Below are 16,205 nucleotides of genomic sequence, written 5' to 3'. Positions count from 1 at the left end.
CGCTAAGCTGACAGTAATAAAAGAGCGGGTACAGGGATTATTGGGGCCTGAATGCTGGTTAAATCTAATATTTTGATTAATTTGCCGTCCAATGTGGAATAGACTGATCATCGCCTTCCTGCTGTCTGTCACCTGCCCGGCTATTGCCCAGACATCTGTGGGCCTGATGGATTTTAAAAACGCATTGCCTGACCTTCAGAGTGCTTATACCCGGGCGGAAGAGGATCGCTCAAAGGTAAAAACGGCAATGGCCATCAGTAATTTCTACCTGAACAACAAAAGTTATTCAACTTCAGCGATAGACTCTGCTTTCAGGTATGCTGAGGCAGGAGGAAACCTCGCCCGAAAGATCGGCTATAAAAAAGGGGTGGAAGATGCAGAAGTCCTCAAAGGCAGTACGCTGATCGCACAAAAGAGATTCGGCGATTTCCAAAGAATGGCAGGGATCACTCAGGGTAGTTTGTATTGCCGGCTTCAACTGCTGATTGGTCGCCATTACCTGGAGATTGGGGGAGAGGAAAAGGCTGATCTTGATCTGGCAGATGGTTTTTTTAGTACAGCACAGCGCTATGCTGATCAGCATCAGCTGCCGATGCTTGCGCTAACCGGTCGTATTTACCGTTATACCGTGATGCTGGAACGGAGAGCGGACAGTACTGCGTGTGACAATGAATTCCGTAAAATCAGTGCCCTTTGTAAGGCTTATAAAAATCCGGCGCTCGATGCAAAAATCTGGAAAATCCGTGCGGCCTATATGATGGACGTGAACGTTCCGCTCGCCGCTACGTATTATTATGAAGCCGCAAGATTAGCTAACCTGGCGAATGACCGCAAGATAGCCATTGATTGTTTCAGGGAGATTGCGGATATCAATTTTCGTACAGGTAAACTGGATCTGGCAGAACAGCAATTGAAGGAGGTGATTAAAATGTACAATCATCTGGGCTACAAAAATTTACAGTTGCCAAACGAGATGTTGTCGGCCATTCAAAATGCCCGTGGTAACCTGGAAATTGCAGTACGTTATGCGCTGACTGCCATGACTTTTGCAGATGCTTCGGGAACAGACCTGCATACCAATTACCTGCAATACAGATTAGGCGACCTGTGTCAGAAACTGGGACAGCGTAAGGAAACTATTTACTGGTACCAGCGTGCTATTGAATCGACCATCAAGGCAGAACACCGCTTTCCTTACCTGGTATTCAGACAGCAGGCGATAGCGCTGATTGCCGAAGGAAAGGCAAGGCTGGTATTAAACAAACTTGCTGCCGCAATAAAAGCCTATCCACCACCTCCCACTTCTTATATCTTTATTTCAATGTTAAAAGGCGACTGTTATGCTGCTTTAAACCAGCCGGCTGTTGCAGAACAATATTATGAGCAGGTGATCAGCGGGTTTAAGACATGGGATGTTAATCCGGTCTATTATTACTGGGCTTACCAGAACCTGGCCGCCTTCTATACTAAACAGCGGAATTATGTGAAAGCTGATCAGTACCTGAAGAAGATCTTTTCGGCCCGAAAAAATATAGTGTCTGTAACAGATATGGCTGAGGTGCATCATCTTAAGTTCAAAGTAGATTCGGCCAATGGTCATTACGTTGACGCGATCCGGCATTTTCAGACGGCCAAATCGATTACAGATTCTATTTTCAACCAGGTGAAAGTTAAACAGTCAGAACAGCTGCAGCTGCAGTACCAAACCTCCCAGCGCGAAAAAGAGAATCTGACTTTAAGGAACAGCAATATGATTCAGCACAGTGAGCTGGAAAAAGAAGAGCTGAACAGAAGATTGATCACCACAGGTTTGCTGGGAGCAGTGCTGGTGATCTGCCTGCTGGTTTATTTGTATCTCGCCAAACAAAAGAGCCATAGAAACCTGTCCAGACAGCAGGATGAAATCAATGAACAGAATCAGGAGCTGAATGAGCTGGTGAATGAAAAGGAATGGCTGATCAAAGAAATACACCACAGGGTGAAGAACAACCTGCAGATCATTTCAAGCCTGCTGAACGCCCAGTCATCTTACCTCCACAATCCGGAGGCAAAAACTGCAATCAGGGATAGTCAGAACCGCATGCAGGCCATCTCTATCGTCCATCATAAACTTTACCAGTCTGATGACCTGGCTACGGTAAGTCTAAAGCCTTATATAGAGGAACTGGCGCACAGCATTTGCAACTCTTTTCATACTGAACAGCAGGTGAAGTTTGTTTTCGACATTAGCTCTGCCCGTTTAGCTACCGCGGATACTGTACCCCTGGGATTGATTTTAAATGAAGCGATTACGAATAGTGTTAAATATGCGTTCAATGAAAATGGGGAATGCATGATCCGGATTTCACTTCATGAAATTGAAGGAGGAGCGTATCAGCTAATGATCAGCGACAATGGAAAGGGTTTGCCAGCAGATTTTGATATCCGCTCTTGTCCATCTCTGGGTATGAAACTAATGGTGGGCCTTACAGACCAGTTATCGGGGAAATTTGATATCCGCTCTCAAAATGGTACAGTAATTACCATCACTTTCCCTCCGGCACCGCTCAGTATGCTGGGTAAATATTAAGGCTTGCCTGCAGCAAAATTTATATTGTCTTTTAAAGAATATTTTGGTTTGGTTTGTCTTTTAAATTTAGATATTTATCAATATTATTTATTTGAACCAAAATTTTAACCATGAACAAAAGAGAGTACACACTGAACGAGTTAATCCTTGAATCGGCTGAAGATCCGAACGAAAATGATTTCTTTGAACTGGAAAAACCAGCGATGCTGGAGATCAATCTTAAAGGACAGCAAATAATGGCCAAAGCAGGCTCTATGGTTGCTTATATTGGTCATATTGATTTCAAAAGAGAGGGGATGCTGAGTAAAGGACTGGGTGGATTGCTGAAAAAAGCCATATCCGGTGAAGGCACTTCTTTAATGTATGCTACAGGTTCAGGAAAATTATACCTTGCAGATGAAGGGAAAAAGGTGAAAATCATTAAATTGCAGAACGAATCGATTTTTGTGAACGGAAATGATGTGCTGGCGCTGGAACAAAGTATAACGAATGAGATCAAAATGCTGAAAAGCGTGGCAGGAATGATGTCGGGAGGACTATTTCAGGTGAAACTTTCAGGTTCAGGCTATATTGCAATTACCACGCATGGGGAACCGATTTTATTGAGAGTGAGCCCCGGACAGCCTGTGTTTACAGATCCCAATGCAACAGTAGCCTGGTCAGAAAACCTGTCGCCTAAAATAAAAACTAACCTTACGTTTGGCTCTTTCATCGGCAGGGGCAGCGGTGAATCTTTCCAGCTGGAATTTGGCGGTGAGGGATGGGTATTGGTGCAGCCTTATGAAGAGGTTAAATATGCTCAAAAGTCTTAAAGCTTATTAAAGATCAGTAGTATTTGCTTCGTGGCACTATTTTTAGGTATATAAGGTATGACAGCTATAAACAATATACAACCCTTAAGTCCGGAAGCAGTATTTGATCTTCTGAAGGTAGAATTCTCTGAATACGTGAACCAGGCACTTGGGTCTAACTTAAGTGTAGAATATGCACACGTTGCAGATATCGTTAATATTTCTTTCCCTGAAGTGATTGAAGGAACCGTTTTTACGCTGACAGTTTCAGACGATGAGATCCAGGTTTCGAAAAATGAGACCGAAGGAGATTACAATACTGATCTGTTAGAGCAGCATTTGAACGAATTCCTAACGGCTAAAGCAGGATAGTAATCTGTTTAATGGGGGCTGTTCAGTCTCCATTAAACAAATTCAAATTTAATACCCAGTTTCTTAATTTTGGAGTTGAGTGTGGTGGAGGGAAGGTTTAATACTTCTGCTGCTCCGCCAGGGCCAAATATCTTTCCTTTGCATAGTTTCAGGATACTCAGTATATGGTCGCGTTCCATCTCTTCCATCGTTTTTATTCTTGAAGGCTCCGGTTGCTGAGATAGCGTGCGGGTGTTGTTTGCCGGCAGGTTGATCTCCTGGATTTCAGGGCCTGCAGACATTAACATACTTCGCTCTATGAGGTGTTCCAGCTCCCTGATATTACCTGGCCAGTCGTAGGATACTAAAGTTTCCATCGCAGGTACAGAGATTCCGGAGATAGTTTTATAGGCGTTTTTATTGTATTTATCCAGAAAATGGGTCACCAGTGCAGGAATGTCTTCTTTTCTATCGCGCAAGGGCGGCAGTTCAATCGGGAAAACGTTAAGGCGATAATATAAATCCAGTCTTAACCGGCCTTCTGATACTTCTTTCTCCAGATTTCTGTTGGTCGCAGCAATAATCCTTACATTGATCTTTCTGGTGACCGTACCACCCAGTCTCTCAATTTCTTTTTCCTGGAGTACTCTCAGCAATTTCACCTGTGCCTCCAGCGGCATTTCACCAATTTCATCAAGAAATATGGAACCACCGTCTGCCTGCTCAAATTTCCCGATCCGCCGGTCGTTCGCCCCGGTAAAGGCTCCTTTTTCGTGCCCGAAAAGTTCAGACTCCAATAAGGAAAGCGGGAGCGCGGCACAGTTAACGGTAATAAAAGGTTTGTCTTTTCGTGGGGACAGCTGATGAATGACTGAGGCGATCCGCTCCTTGCCTGTACCACTATCGCCAAGAATGAGTACGGAGGTATCGTCTGGTGCGACTAATTTTATATGGTTAAAAACGGTCTTCAGTAATGGGCTGTTCCCGATGATGCCTTTGAAACTGTCTGCTGTAATTTCCTGCTGATCAGGTATAAGCTTTGCCTTTACTTCGGCCTGAGGAACAATGACGGGATCCTTACCGTAGACAATGCTGGTCACCATCAATTTGAGGCTCTGCCGGTACTGGTTGAGGTTTAACTTGTGGGATGCATTGTAATGCTCACTTGCTTTATTGAAAAAGATAAACTGAAATACTTCGTCATTGCTGACAATCTCTATCACTATTGCTGAACTTAATTTGAAGAAGTCTGACAGTGTCCTGATCCAGGTGTTTTCCATTCTCAGCTTCCTGAATTCATAACCGTTGAATATAGTCACACCTGCAGTTGAAGAAACAGTACGCGGCTCCCAGGATTTAAGCTCGCGCTGGGAAACGGATAATATGGATAGTAAATGGTCCTGAGGCAGTACAGTGAATTCATTAGCGCTGAGCTGCTGCAAATTGAGGTCTCTGCTGCTGCTTAGAGGTTGCGCGCGACTCACCCACAGGAAATCAAAGGGTACAATCTTATTGAGTATACTGCCGAGTTGTTTTGTTTTTTCAGTAAGTAAAGTGTCCAGATGAACTATTTGCTCCATCTGCTGATGAAGTTCTGTTCCCTGATCGCGGCGCTGATTATATTTCATGCTTTGCGCATGTCTGTACCGGGCAATATCCAGCATCACGAGCAGGTCTTTTTCACGGAAGGGCTTCACCAGAAAACCATAGGGAAGCGTGGCCTTTGCGGCTTCTAAAATAGTTTGGTTGGTATTGGCAGAAATAAAAATAAAAGGAATCTCCATTTCAGCTAATTGTACAGCCAGGTCAATACCGGTTTTGTCTCCCTGCAGAAAGATATCCATCAGCACCCAGCTGGGTTTTTCCGCACTGATCAGCTCCAGGGCCCTGGCAACGGATGGAGCGATACCGGTAACGTTGTAGCCTGATCTTTCGAGCATCATGCTCAAATCATTGGCAACAATAAATTCATCCTCAACTATCAGAATTTTTTCCCTCATCTTATTTTCTCATCACAATTCATATCCCATCATCAAATTCAGCACCAGAGGCCAAAACCTGATATCAGCGCTCTAAACGGTGTTTCCTCTTTAAGTAAATTCACGATATGTAGTGAATTTACGATGGTTTACAACCTTTGTGTTTACCGCAGAATACCGAGTTTCTTCATTTTTGAATTTAAAGTAGTGGTTGGAATGCCCAGCAGATCGGCAGCTCCACCAATTCCCGCAACTTTTCCCTTGGTTTTATTTAATACATTGATAATATGGTCACGCTCATTTTCTTCTATGGTTTTGATGCCGGAGTCATTAGGCAGCTCTTTTTCCGGCATGTTGAGTTCGAGCAGGTTTTCATGTAAAGTTTCTGCAGCAGAGAGCAGCATACTGCGTAAAATGACATGTTCCAGTTCCCTGATGTTACCGGGCCAGTCGTAGGCCATCAGTTTTTCCATGAATTTCCCGGACACACCGGCAATAGTTTTGCCTAAAGCCCTGTTATGTTTATCGATAAAACAACCCACCAGCAGGGGAATGTCGTCTTTTCTGGAACGCAGGGAGGGGACATGAAGCGGGAAGACATTCAGTCTGAAAAATAGGTCAAGCCTGAATCTGCCTCTGGCGATCTCTTTTTCCAGCTGTTGATTGGTGGCGGCGATGATGCGGAGGTCTACCGCAACCGGACTTCTTCCGCCAATCCGCTCTATCTCTTTTTCCTGTAATACCCTCAGTAATTTCGCTTGTAAATCGAACGGCATCTCGCCTATTTCATCCAGAAATATAGTACCGCCATTAGCTTCCTCAAACTTACCGATCCGCTGACTGATTGCGCCGGTGAAAGAACCCTTTTCATGTCCGAAAAGTATGGATTCGATCAGGTCTGCCGGTAAAGCTGCACAATTGACGGCGATCAGTGGCTTACTCCTTCTGCTGGAAAGCCGGTGCAGGTTTTGAGCAATGAGCTCCTTTCCTGTGCCGCTTTCGCCCGTAATCAGGACTGAAGTATCAGTAGGAGCTACAATTAATGCCTGATCAAGTAAGTTCAGCAGGGCTGGACTCTGACCAATAATATCATGGAATTTAAAATCTTTTAGTGGCGGAAAGGGACTGTGCTGTTGTGTTTCTGCAGGCTCCTGCTGGCAGGCACTGACTTTCTCCAATTCAACGATATGCGTGAAATGTTTTGCAAGTGTCTGTTCCAGCCCATTCAGCAGATCCAGGTGTTCCTGTTTGAATACATGCTGCAGGCGACTGTAAAAAGAAAATGTAATGAAATCTCCATTTTCCAGTACTACAGATTTAACCAGATTGGACTGCAGGCCATAGGTACCGGAGATCAGTTTTTTCACCGGTGCGATGGTCAGTAACTGCGTAAAATCATCTCCGTCATATACGGCATCATCCGTCATTGCAGGAGTCTGTGTACTTATCGGGCTGAGTTGATCAGCTGTAATGCGGGATTTTTTAATAAAGTCGTCTACACCAACGATTTCATATTCATCAAACTGCTTTCTCAGCATGCCAATTTCCGCATATCTGGACCGGTCGCCCGCAATTCCCTTCAATACCATAAAATCGAATGGAATATAAGGTTGGAAAGCTCCTGCAATCAGTACCAGTTTTTTCTGCCAGCTGAGTGGTTTCATGGAAATAGCGATGATGAAATCTTCCATAAATAGTTTGCTGCTGATCTTTAAATGCTGACTATGTGTTTTTCTGTAGCGTGCGATGTCTATGCTGAGCAATACATCTTTTTCGCGGTAAGGTTTAACAATAAATCCATAGGGAAGCGTAGATTTTGCAGCTTCCAGTACTTTTTCATTTGAATTGGCAGAGATATAGATAAAAGGAATCTGTTTGGTCATCAGTATCCTGGCCAGATCTATACCCGTTTGTTTTCCTTTCAGGAAGATATCCAGCAGGACCAGATCCACCTCCTGGGCGGCCAGTATTGTCAATGCATTTTTGACGGAGTCGGCCGTACCCGCAATGGTATAACCAGCACGGGACACGATCATTTCCAGATCATGTGCAACTATAAATTCGTCTTCTACAATTAAAATTCTTTCGGTCATCAGCTCTGTTTCATCATTTAATAAGCGGCGCGTATAAATTTTACTATTGCCTTAAGGCTGGCCTGGAATTAAAGTATTTAATTCCTGATCAGCCGGGCGGAATCAGCGAAGATCAGGAAACGATATGTTCCTTTTTGATCTTGAATTTCTTGATTTTTGAATTCAGGGTCGTCGCGGGAATGTCCAGCACCTTTGCGGCGCCACCAATTCCCGAGATCTTTCCTTTACACAATTTCAGGATAGACAGGATATGGTCGCGCTCATTCTCAAAAATTGTCTTCACCTTTGCTGCGCGGCTGGCTTCAGTTTGCGCTATCTGCCCGATTTTTGGGAGGTGCACTTCCTTGATTACATTTCCATTATTGAGCAGTACACTTCTTTCGATCAGGTGTTCCAGCTCCCGGATATTACCAGGCCAGGGATAATTAATCAGTGTGGAGGTGATGCCCTTGCTGAGTGTTTTGATTTCTCTGCCGGTCTTTTTTGCAAAGCGGGCTATGAAATGATGCGCCAGCAATATGATATCTTCTTTTCGTTCTCTCAGCGCCGGGACGGTAATAGGGAAAACATTTAACCGGTAAAACAGGTCGCTCCTGAATTTCCCGTTCTCTACTTCGCTGGCCAGATTCCGGTTTGTGGCAGCGAGGATCCTTACATTTGTTTTGATGACCCCTTTGCCACCCACCCGTTCAATTTCTTTCTCCTGGATGGCCCGGAGCAGCTTTACCTGCAGCTCGGGCGAAAGTTCTCCGATTTCGTCCAGAAAGAGCGTACCATTATGTGCCAGTTCAAATTTTCCTATCCTCCGTTCCAGTGCCCCCGTAAAACTTCCTTTTTCATGGCCGAAGAGTTCACTTTCTACCAGGTTGGGCGGGAGGGCGGCACAATTGAGTTTGATCATCAGTTTGTCCTTTCTGGGTGAGTTTGAGTGTATGGCTCTGGCAATCAGTTCTTTTCCTGTACCTGTTTCGCCAAGGATCAGTACTGTACTGTCAGCTGAGGCCACCTGCTCAATCAGATGGAATACTTTTTTTATTTCCTGACTCTGACCAATGATCTCCGTATGGTTATAATTCTTCTCCACCTGATCTTTCAGGTAGGACTTTTCTTCCTCGAGCTGTTGTTTGTATAAATTGATCTGCTGTAGCTGTTCTTCTATTTTCTCGTTAGCCTTGATATTGGAAACGGCAACGGAAATCTGCAGGGCAATGCTCTGCAGCAGGTGATAATATTGATTGGAAACCGCATTTGATTCTTTCGCATAGAGATAAAAAAAACCTGCGCAACGCTCCCCGTCAGAGATACTGAGACCTATCATTTCCCTGATACCCTGTTTATGCCAGAAACCCAGCCAGGCAGGCGGGGAGGGCCAGCTCAATACTTCTTCCACCTGAAATACGACGGGTGCTGTTGCGGCCATCATCACTTCACATAAGCCATCATCCAGGGAATAGCTTTTACTCGCTGCAGGAGCTATACCTTCATTCTTAACGAAGTCTTCTCTCTGATTGTATAAAAAGGGACTATGTGTCTGCTGGTCTTCATTGATCAGACAGATGACGAAATCCTGAAAATGGAATAACTTTTTAAGCTTCTGGTCAATGACGTCAAACAGATCTGATTTATTTCTGGTTGTGGCAATCGCATTGCTCAGGGAAAGCAGAATAAGCAGCTTCGCATTTTCATCCTGCAAGTTTAGATCTGTATGCACCTGTTCCATAGGATAAAGGTAGAATTAATATTAGATACTGGTGGCGAAAAAATGAAAATTGTGCTGACGATATTTCGTTAGCTGTTTAATCTATCTGCTGACTGTGAACTGATTACGTATTGATTATTTTGCCGGAAAAAAATTAATCCCGAATTTATCCTGAAGATTGAAGAGGCTAAAATGCCTGCTGATCTTTTAGGTATGATTCCGCAGGGTGCTCGTGAATTGACGATATATAGTTAATGAAAATTTTTAGTTATAATAGTAAGTGTTTGATTTTTAGTTGTTTGTGTGGTTGGTATGTTTCTTGGCTAATGGAAAGAAATAAAAATTAGAAAATTATGAAACCATCACCGAATCTGCTGTCTCCGGACAATCACGCCTTAATTCTGATCGATTTTGAAGGGCAAATGGCATTTGCCACCAAGAGTATTTCCATCAATGAGTTACGTACTAACGTAGCGATAGTTTCCGGAGCTTCTAAAATTTTCAACATCCCTACTATTGTAACTACAGTGGCTGAAGAGTCATTTGCAGGGCCGGTATTTCCGGAAATTGAAGAGTTTTATCCGCAGGCTACCTCAGGATATATAGACAGAACTTCTATGAATACATGGGAAGATGAAGCTGCTTATAACGCTATTACCGGAACAGGAAAACAAAAACTGGTGATGGCAGGCTTGTGGACCGGCGTATGTATTGTTGGTCCTGCGTTATCGGCTTTAACTGAAGGATACGAAGTATTTGTCATTACTGATGCCTGTGGTGATGTAAGTGATGAGGCTCATGAACGTGCAATTCAGCGTATGGTACATGCAGGCGTAAAACCAATTACCTCTGTACAGTATCTGCTGGAACTGCAAAGGGATTGGGCAAGAACGGAAACTTATGTTGCTGTGACTGACCTGATGAAAAAGTATGGTGCAGGTTACGGTCTTGGGATCCAGTATGCACACAAAATGTTGAATCACTAAAATTATCTGATCATTCCATGAGGATATTCAGGTACGTTCGCGCTGCGGTATTGTTTATTGCGCTGTGCAGTTGCTCTTTGGAGAGACTGTCAGCACAAAGCATAAAGCTGATGCGCTATGATGAAGATTACAATAAGCTTAAAGATTCGGTCAGGACTTTTTACCACAGGCTCAAGTTCATTCCCGTTTCGGCTGATCAAAAAACTTACCTGACTTTAGGGGGAGAACTGCGCTATGAATATGGCGGAAAGATCAATGAGGACTGGATCAGGGATCAGGGATATAATGCTTCCTTCCTGCAGCGCTATTCGGTTTATGCCGATCTGCATACAGGAAATAACCTGCGGTTTTTTGCCCAGCTGAACAGCGGACTGGAAGATGGAAGTAAATATGGTCCGGCACCGGTAGATGAAGATCAGCTGGCTGTACAGAACTTATTTGCAGAAGTTAATCTCCTTAAAAACGATCGTCACACACTCGCGTTACGGGTAGGGAGGCAGGAAATGAATTATGGCTCAGGCCGGCTCATCTCGGTGAGGGAAGGTACTACGGTCAGGCAGTATTTCACCGGGGCAAAAGCGATGTATACTTCGGGACGCTTCGCTATTGATGCCTTTGTGATGGAAGCGGATGAAGTGAATCCCGGCGTGTTTGACAACAGGCCAACGCATCAGGCCAACCTCTGGGGAGCTTATGCCAATCTTAACATTGCTGGTGGCGGGAATTTCGATTTTTACTATCTGGGGAGCAGGCGTGACAACGCGGAATTTGAGGAGGGCAGCGCCAGAGAAATGAGGCATACGGTAGCTACCCGCTATTGGAAAAGCGGCGGCGGATTTATCTATAATCTGGAAGCAGCGTATCAGTTTGGCGAATTTGGTCAGGGTAAGATCAATGCCTGGACAGGGGCTATCGATATAGGTTACACTTTTGAACAGCTGAAATTTAAGCCCTCTCTTAATCTGAGAAACGATTATATCTCTGGTGATCAAAAGGCAGGAGATGGGAATCTGCAGACTTTCAATCCGCTGTATCCTAAAGGAGGTTATTTTGGATTCAATCCGCTGATAGGCCCCTCAAACCTGATTGATCTGCATCCTTATCTGGTGATGACCATGTCGGAAAAGCTGAGCCTGCAGGCAGATGTAGTGCTGAACTGGAGGTATGCTGAGGGCGACGGTATTTACAGGCCGAGTGGTAATTTCAATACTGCCGGGTCAGTGTCTGACCATCGCTTTATAGGCACAGCTTATCTGCTGAGTGCGGACTACAGGTTTAATTCCATGCTGTCGGCAAGTGTTGGCGGTCAGTATTTTAAGGTAGGTTCTTTTATTAAGGACATCGTAAATCCGGCGGCCGACTCCCGCTTTTTTAATATCCAGATCTCCTATAAATTTTAAATCAAACAAAAAAACAATGAAAACAACATCAACTCAAAAACCACAACATTCCGGTAAATCATTATATTTTATATTCCTGCTATCTGCCTTATTATTTGCAGGCAACACCGGCTTTGCACAGCAGACAACTGCGGTGGGCACCGAAAAAATCTGGGGTAAGCTGGACGGAATTGAGATCGCTGGCGTAGTACAGGGACCATCTGCACAGGTAAGTCCCCTTCAGATTGCCTGCCTTTTTGAATATACAGAAAACGATATATTCAACTCTCCGCCTGCTCTGCCTGCCGCAGTGAACGGTCTGGTTCATCTTGACCATGATATGAAAGGTTTGGTGACCGAACTGCGTAAAACCGGAAAATTCTCCGGACACAGCAATGAAACTATTTTAATTAGTCCCCCGGCAGGTACCATAGGAGGTAAAATGTTACTGCTGATTGGTTTGGGCGACAGGAATAAATTCAATGCGGACGTGATGACTACCGTTGGTAGTGTAGCGATGCGCGAAGCACTGAAACTGGGCGTAAGCAGTTTCTCTTTTGCGAGTGACCTTAAAGATGCCGGAATAGATTCCCCGACTGCATTAGTAGCATCCAACGTGGTAAAAGGAGCTTTCAGTGCTTACCGTACACAACTTTGGCTGAAAGACAAAAAGATGGCCAGCTTTAAACCGCTAACAAAGATCATCCTTCTGGCTGGTCCGGCATTCTTTACCGTTGCAGGTGAAGGTATCTCGGAAGCGATTACCACATTAAAAAATTAAACATACATCCACATTTAATACAGCGAAAATATGAATGCAGATATGATTTTATTCAATGGCAGGATCCATACCATTGCCAGACATCAGGAAGAGATCACCGCAGTTGCGATCAAAGACGGACAATTCATCGCGATTGGCAGTGATGCTGATGTGATGAAACTTTCCGGCAGCCATACAAAACTGGTAGACCTGAAACAAAAACGGGTGGTTCCGGGCATCAATGATTCGCATATTCACTTGATCAGGGGAGGACTGAACTTTAACCTGGAACTCCGCTGGGATGGCGTGCCCTCTCTGGCAGATGCATTGCGGATGTTAAAGGAGCAGGTAGACAGGACACCTTCCCCACAATGGGTAAGAGTGGTAGGCGGCTGGTCTGAATTTCAGTTTGCTGAAAGAAGAATGCCGACCTTGGAAGAAATAAATACCATTGCACCGGAAACACCTGTTTTTATCCTGCATTTGTATGACAGGGCATTTATGAACCGGGCTGCGCTGCGTGCTGTAGGTTATACCAAAGATACACCCGCTCCTCCGGGCGGAGTGATCCAGCGCGATGCCTCAGGAGAACCCACAGGATTGATCATTGCCAGTCCGAATGCCATGGTTCTCTATTCCACGCTGGCTAAAGGGCCCAAACTTTCACTGGAACATCAGGTAAATTCTACCCGCCATTTCATGACTGAGCTGAACCGTTTCGGGATCACAAGTGTAATTGATGCCGGGGGAGGTTTTCAGAATTTCCCTGACGATTACCAGGTGGTGACCGAGCTGAATGAAAAAAAGCAGCTGACCGTCAGGATTGCCTATAATTTATTTACGCAGAGACCAAAACAGGAGTTTGAGGACTTTGAAAGCTGGACGGGTTCGGTAGAACTTTACCAGGGAGATGATATGTACAGGCATAATGGTGCCGGTGAAATGCTGGTGTTTTCAGCAGCAGATTTCGAAGACTTTTTGCAACCGCGGCCGGACCTGCCGGAAAATATGGAGGCAGAACTGGAAAGGATAGTGCGCTTACTGGTAGAAAAAAGATGGCCTTTCCGTTTGCACGCTACTTATAATGAAAGCATCAGCCGTTTCTTAAATGTATTTGAAAAGGTGAACCGTGATATACCTTTTGCGGGTATCCCCTGGATATTTGACCATGCGGAAACCATAGACGAAAGAAATATAGAAAGAGTAAAAGCACTGGGTGGTGGAATTGCGATACAGAGCAGAATGGCTTATCAGGGGGAATATTTTACCGAAAGATATGGTGAAAGAGCTAGCCTGCAAACCCCACCGGTGAAAAAGATGCTGGAGATGGACGTGCCGGTAGGCGGGGGATCTGATGCTACCCGTGTCAGCAGTTACAATCCCTGGGTTTCCATGTACTGGTTATCGGCCGGTAAAACGGTTGGCGGTTTAAAAATTTATGATGAAACTTCCGTGCTGAGCAGGGAAACTGCCCTGGAATTGTATACCCGCGGTAGTGCCTGGTTCTCTAACGAACAGCACAAAAAAGGAGATATTGCCGTCGGCATGTTTGCAGATCTGGCAGTGCTGAATAAGGATTATTTCACGGTAGGGGACGAAGAAATCAAAAGCATCGAGTCAGACCTGACCATTGTTGCAGGGAATATAGTTTATGCCAGGGATGATTTTTCAGCTTTCTCCCCGCCAAAAATACCTGTCCTGCCGGACTGGTCGCCCGCCCATATATATAACGGGTATTACAGTGCCGGAGCCCATACTGCAGCTGCAAAAAACGTTTTGCGGCCGACTCATCAGCATAACAATCAGATCCACTCCTGCAGCGGCAGCTGTGACGTGCATGCGCATCATCATGACGCAGTGCGTCAAAGTAATTTACCTGTCAACAATTATACAGCATTCTGGGGAGCCCTGGGGTGTTCATGCTTTGCTTTTTAAACATTAAAATGGAAACGATTATTAAAACCCTGCTATACTCTGACCTGGGCGCTGACATCAATAATATCTTTGTGTTGATATTCAGGTTATTACTGATGCTGGAACTCTTCCGTGTACATGGGATGAAGAAGTTCAGGGTAGAAAACGGACAGCGTGAACATGTCCCTAATCCGCTGCATCTTCCCGAAAAGCTGAATGCACTGGTGGCCACCTTTTCAGATACGGTAGTGCCATTTTTGGTCGCTTTAGGTCTGGGAACAAGACTGGTCTTACTGCCTACTATAGGTGTAACAGCTATAGGTTATTTTGTAGTACACCGCAAAGACAATATAGAAGTGAGGGATGTGCCTTATATGTATACGCTTGCTTTATTACTGCTGTGGGCTGTAGGCCCCGGTACCTATTCAATGGATACCTACTTATTACATACATTTTTTAAATTTTAATAAAATCAATCTTAAACATAACTATTATGGAAGCTAAAATTGGAATAAAAACAGAAAACCTGGCAGAAGTAGCCCACTCACTCAGCAAAATCCTTGCAGATGAATTTGTATTGTATACAAAAACACGTAATGCACACTGGAATGTGGAAGGACCAGATTTTTACAACAAGCATAAATTTTTTGAAGCGCAGTATGGTGAGCTGGAAGAAATTGTAGACGAAGTAGCGGAGCGCATTCGTAAATTAGGACATTATGCACCGGCTTCGTTGAAACAGTTTCTGGAACTTACCCACTTATCTGAAGACATCAGGGGTAAAAATGACAGTCTCACTTATATCAAAGTGTTGCTTGAAGATCATGAAAGTATCCTGATCCACTTGAGAGAACATATCAATGTATATGCAGATACATTAAAAGATTTAGGTACGAGTGATTATATCACAGGTTTGATGGAAACACATGAAACGATGGCCTGGATGCTGAGAGCGCATTTAGCATAGAAAAGGGAAATTATGGAAGATAACAAAATATGGTCGGTGACCCTGATCCTGACGATGATTGCCGGTTACTGTGATAGTATCACATTCGTTGCGGCAGACAAGATTTTTTCTGCCCACGTTACAGGAAACTTTATTGTTTTCGCCTACCAGCTGATTCAGGGCGGTGATGGTGATGCCTGGATCAAACTGCTTACCTTCCCGGTATTTATTGTTGCAGTAATGACCGGCGGATGGATTGCAACGCGCTTTATCAACAAACATACCTTGTTGTATTGTGAGGGAATTATCCTGATTGTGGGTGGCGCAATTGCCTGCTCGCTGGGCTACCTGCCCGACAGGGAAGTGACCTGGCCAATGTACCTGGTAACGATGATGATTGTTTTTGCAATGGGCTTACAGAATGCTTATGGGAAGTTGTTTCCAAAAGACACTTTTGGTCCCACCACAATGATGACGGGTAATGTTACGCAGCTCTCGCTTGATCTCAAAGGATTACTCTTTAGTGGTTTTAAGGATGCGGATTACCTGAAGGCATTCAAACATGGTCTGATTACTGTAAGTGGTTTTCTGATCGGCTGTTACTTCGGCGCCTATGTAGGGAAATTGTTTGGACTGGTAGGCGTGGTATTGCCGGGCATTGCCATGATGATCTGTTATTATTACAGCAGATCTGCCGTTGCACAGCTGCAAAAATAGTTTCCTGACTGATCAATACTG

The 16,205-nt window shown here is 44.5% G+C and carries 13 protein-coding genes; 10 read left to right on the top strand and 3 right to left on the bottom strand.

What is annotated here, in order from left to right:
* The first annotated feature begins 91 nt into the window (after positions 1-91).
* The 3 genes from OQX62_RS15930 (at position 92) to OQX62_RS15920 (ending at position 3,732) form a co-directional block, all read left to right on the top strand.
* Positions 92-2,569, top strand: coding sequence for a histidine kinase dimerization/phosphoacceptor domain -containing protein (locus OQX62_RS15930; protein WP_265832596.1), 2,478 nt, complete (start codon positions 92-94; stop codon positions 2,567-2,569).
* Between the two features lie 110 nt (positions 2,570-2,679).
* Positions 2,680-3,381 (top strand): AIM24 family protein, encoded by a 702-nt coding sequence (locus OQX62_RS15925; RefSeq protein WP_265832595.1) that lies wholly within the window; start codon positions 2,680-2,682, stop codon positions 3,379-3,381.
* Positions 3,382-3,438: 57 nt separating this feature from the next.
* Positions 3,439-3,732, top strand: a complete 294-nt coding sequence (locus OQX62_RS15920) for a hypothetical protein (RefSeq protein ID WP_265832594.1) — start codon at positions 3,439-3,441, stop codon at positions 3,730-3,732.
* A gap of 32 nt (positions 3,733-3,764) precedes the next feature.
* Here OQX62_RS15920 and OQX62_RS15915 read toward each other — a convergent pair whose 3' ends face one another.
* The 3 genes from OQX62_RS15915 to OQX62_RS15905 all read right to left on the bottom strand — a co-directional run bounded on the left by OQX62_RS15915 (position 3,765) and on the right by OQX62_RS15905 (position 9,503).
* Entirely contained in the window at positions 3,765-5,711 is a 1,947-nt protein-coding gene (locus OQX62_RS15915; protein WP_265832593.1) for a sigma 54-interacting response regulator, read from the bottom strand.
* 143 nt (positions 5,712-5,854) lie between these two features.
* Positions 5,855-7,783 carry a sigma 54-interacting transcriptional regulator gene (locus OQX62_RS15910; protein WP_265832592.1) on the bottom strand — a complete coding sequence of 643 codons (1,929 nt, stop codon included), beginning with the start codon at positions 7,781-7,783 and terminating at the stop codon, positions 5,855-5,857.
* Positions 7,784-7,895: 112 nt separating this feature from the next.
* Positions 7,896-9,503, bottom strand: coding sequence for a sigma-54 interaction domain-containing protein (locus tag OQX62_RS15905; RefSeq protein WP_265832591.1), 1,608 nt, complete (start codon positions 9,501-9,503; stop codon positions 7,896-7,898).
* A gap of 332 nt (positions 9,504-9,835) precedes the next feature.
* Here OQX62_RS15905 and OQX62_RS15900 point away from each other — a divergent pair, with 332 nt between their 5' ends.
* Genes OQX62_RS15900 through OQX62_RS15870 form a run of 7 tightly spaced genes read left to right on the top strand, consistent with a single transcriptional unit; the run spans position 9,836 to position 16,184 of the window.
* On the top strand, positions 9,836-10,468 hold the full coding sequence (locus OQX62_RS15900) for a hydrolase (RefSeq protein WP_265832590.1): 633 nt from the start codon (positions 9,836-9,838) through the stop codon (positions 10,466-10,468).
* Positions 10,469-10,485: 17 nt separating this feature from the next.
* Positions 10,486-11,868, top strand: a complete 1,383-nt coding sequence (locus OQX62_RS15895) for an alginate export family protein (RefSeq protein ID WP_265832589.1) — start codon at positions 10,486-10,488, stop codon at positions 11,866-11,868.
* A gap of 16 nt (positions 11,869-11,884) precedes the next feature.
* The gene (locus tag OQX62_RS15890; protein WP_265832588.1) at positions 11,885-12,628 is read left to right on the top strand and encodes a M17 family peptidase N-terminal domain-containing protein; all 744 of its coding nucleotides are present in this window, start codon (positions 11,885-11,887) and stop codon (positions 12,626-12,628) included.
* 30 nt (positions 12,629-12,658) lie between these two features.
* Entirely contained in the window at positions 12,659-14,542 is a 1,884-nt protein-coding gene (locus OQX62_RS15885; protein ID WP_265832587.1) for an amidohydrolase, read from the top strand.
* A gap of 8 nt (positions 14,543-14,550) precedes the next feature.
* Entirely contained in the window at positions 14,551-14,988 is a 438-nt protein-coding gene (locus OQX62_RS15880) for a DoxX family protein (RefSeq protein WP_265832586.1), read from the top strand.
* 26 nt (positions 14,989-15,014) lie between these two features.
* Positions 15,015-15,488, top strand: a complete 474-nt coding sequence (locus OQX62_RS15875) for a Dps family protein (RefSeq protein ID WP_265832585.1) — start codon at positions 15,015-15,017, stop codon at positions 15,486-15,488.
* A gap of 12 nt (positions 15,489-15,500) precedes the next feature.
* The gene (locus tag OQX62_RS15870) at positions 15,501-16,184 is read left to right on the top strand and encodes a YoaK family protein (protein ID WP_265832584.1); all 684 of its coding nucleotides are present in this window, start codon (positions 15,501-15,503) and stop codon (positions 16,182-16,184) included.
* Positions 16,185-16,205: the final 21 nt, after the last annotated feature.

Source organism: Pedobacter sp. MR2016-24 (assembly GCF_026239655.1).
GTDB lineage: Bacteria > Bacteroidota > Bacteroidia > Sphingobacteriales > Sphingobacteriaceae > Pedobacter.
The sequence above is the reverse complement of the archived record's forward strand: the minus strand, read 5'-3'. Positions and strand labels throughout refer to the sequence as shown.

What these genes read in the sequence shown, in the direction of transcription:
- OQX62_RS15930 (WP_265832596.1), top strand. Translation starts at nt 92, where the DNA reads ATGTGGAATAGACTGATCATCGCCTTCCTGCTGTCTGTCACCTGCCCG.
- OQX62_RS15925 (WP_265832595.1), top strand. Translation starts at nt 2,680, where the DNA reads ATGAACAAAAGAGAGTACACACTGAACGAGTTAATCCTTGAATCGGCT.
- OQX62_RS15920 (WP_265832594.1), top strand. Translation starts at nt 3,439, where the DNA reads ATGACAGCTATAAACAATATACAACCCTTAAGTCCGGAAGCAGTATTT.
- OQX62_RS15915 (WP_265832593.1), bottom strand. Translation starts at nt 5,711, where the DNA reads ATGAGGGAAAAAATTCTGATAGTTGAGGATGAATTTATTGTTGCCAAT.
- OQX62_RS15910 (WP_265832592.1), bottom strand. Translation starts at nt 7,783, where the DNA reads ATGACCGAAAGAATTTTAATTGTAGAAGACGAATTTATAGTTGCACAT.
- OQX62_RS15905 (WP_265832591.1), bottom strand. Translation starts at nt 9,503, where the DNA reads ATGGAACAGGTGCATACAGATCTAAACTTGCAGGATGAAAATGCGAAG.
- OQX62_RS15900 (WP_265832590.1), top strand. Translation starts at nt 9,836, where the DNA reads ATGAAACCATCACCGAATCTGCTGTCTCCGGACAATCACGCCTTAATT.
- OQX62_RS15895 (WP_265832589.1), top strand. Translation starts at nt 10,486, where the DNA reads ATGAGGATATTCAGGTACGTTCGCGCTGCGGTATTGTTTATTGCGCTG.
- OQX62_RS15890 (WP_265832588.1), top strand. Translation starts at nt 11,885, where the DNA reads ATGAAAACAACATCAACTCAAAAACCACAACATTCCGGTAAATCATTA.
- OQX62_RS15885 (WP_265832587.1), top strand. Translation starts at nt 12,659, where the DNA reads ATGAATGCAGATATGATTTTATTCAATGGCAGGATCCATACCATTGCC.
- OQX62_RS15880 (WP_265832586.1), top strand. Translation starts at nt 14,551, where the DNA reads ATGGAAACGATTATTAAAACCCTGCTATACTCTGACCTGGGCGCTGAC.
- OQX62_RS15875 (WP_265832585.1), top strand. Translation starts at nt 15,015, where the DNA reads ATGGAAGCTAAAATTGGAATAAAAACAGAAAACCTGGCAGAAGTAGCC.
- OQX62_RS15870 (WP_265832584.1), top strand. Translation starts at nt 15,501, where the DNA reads ATGGAAGATAACAAAATATGGTCGGTGACCCTGATCCTGACGATGATT.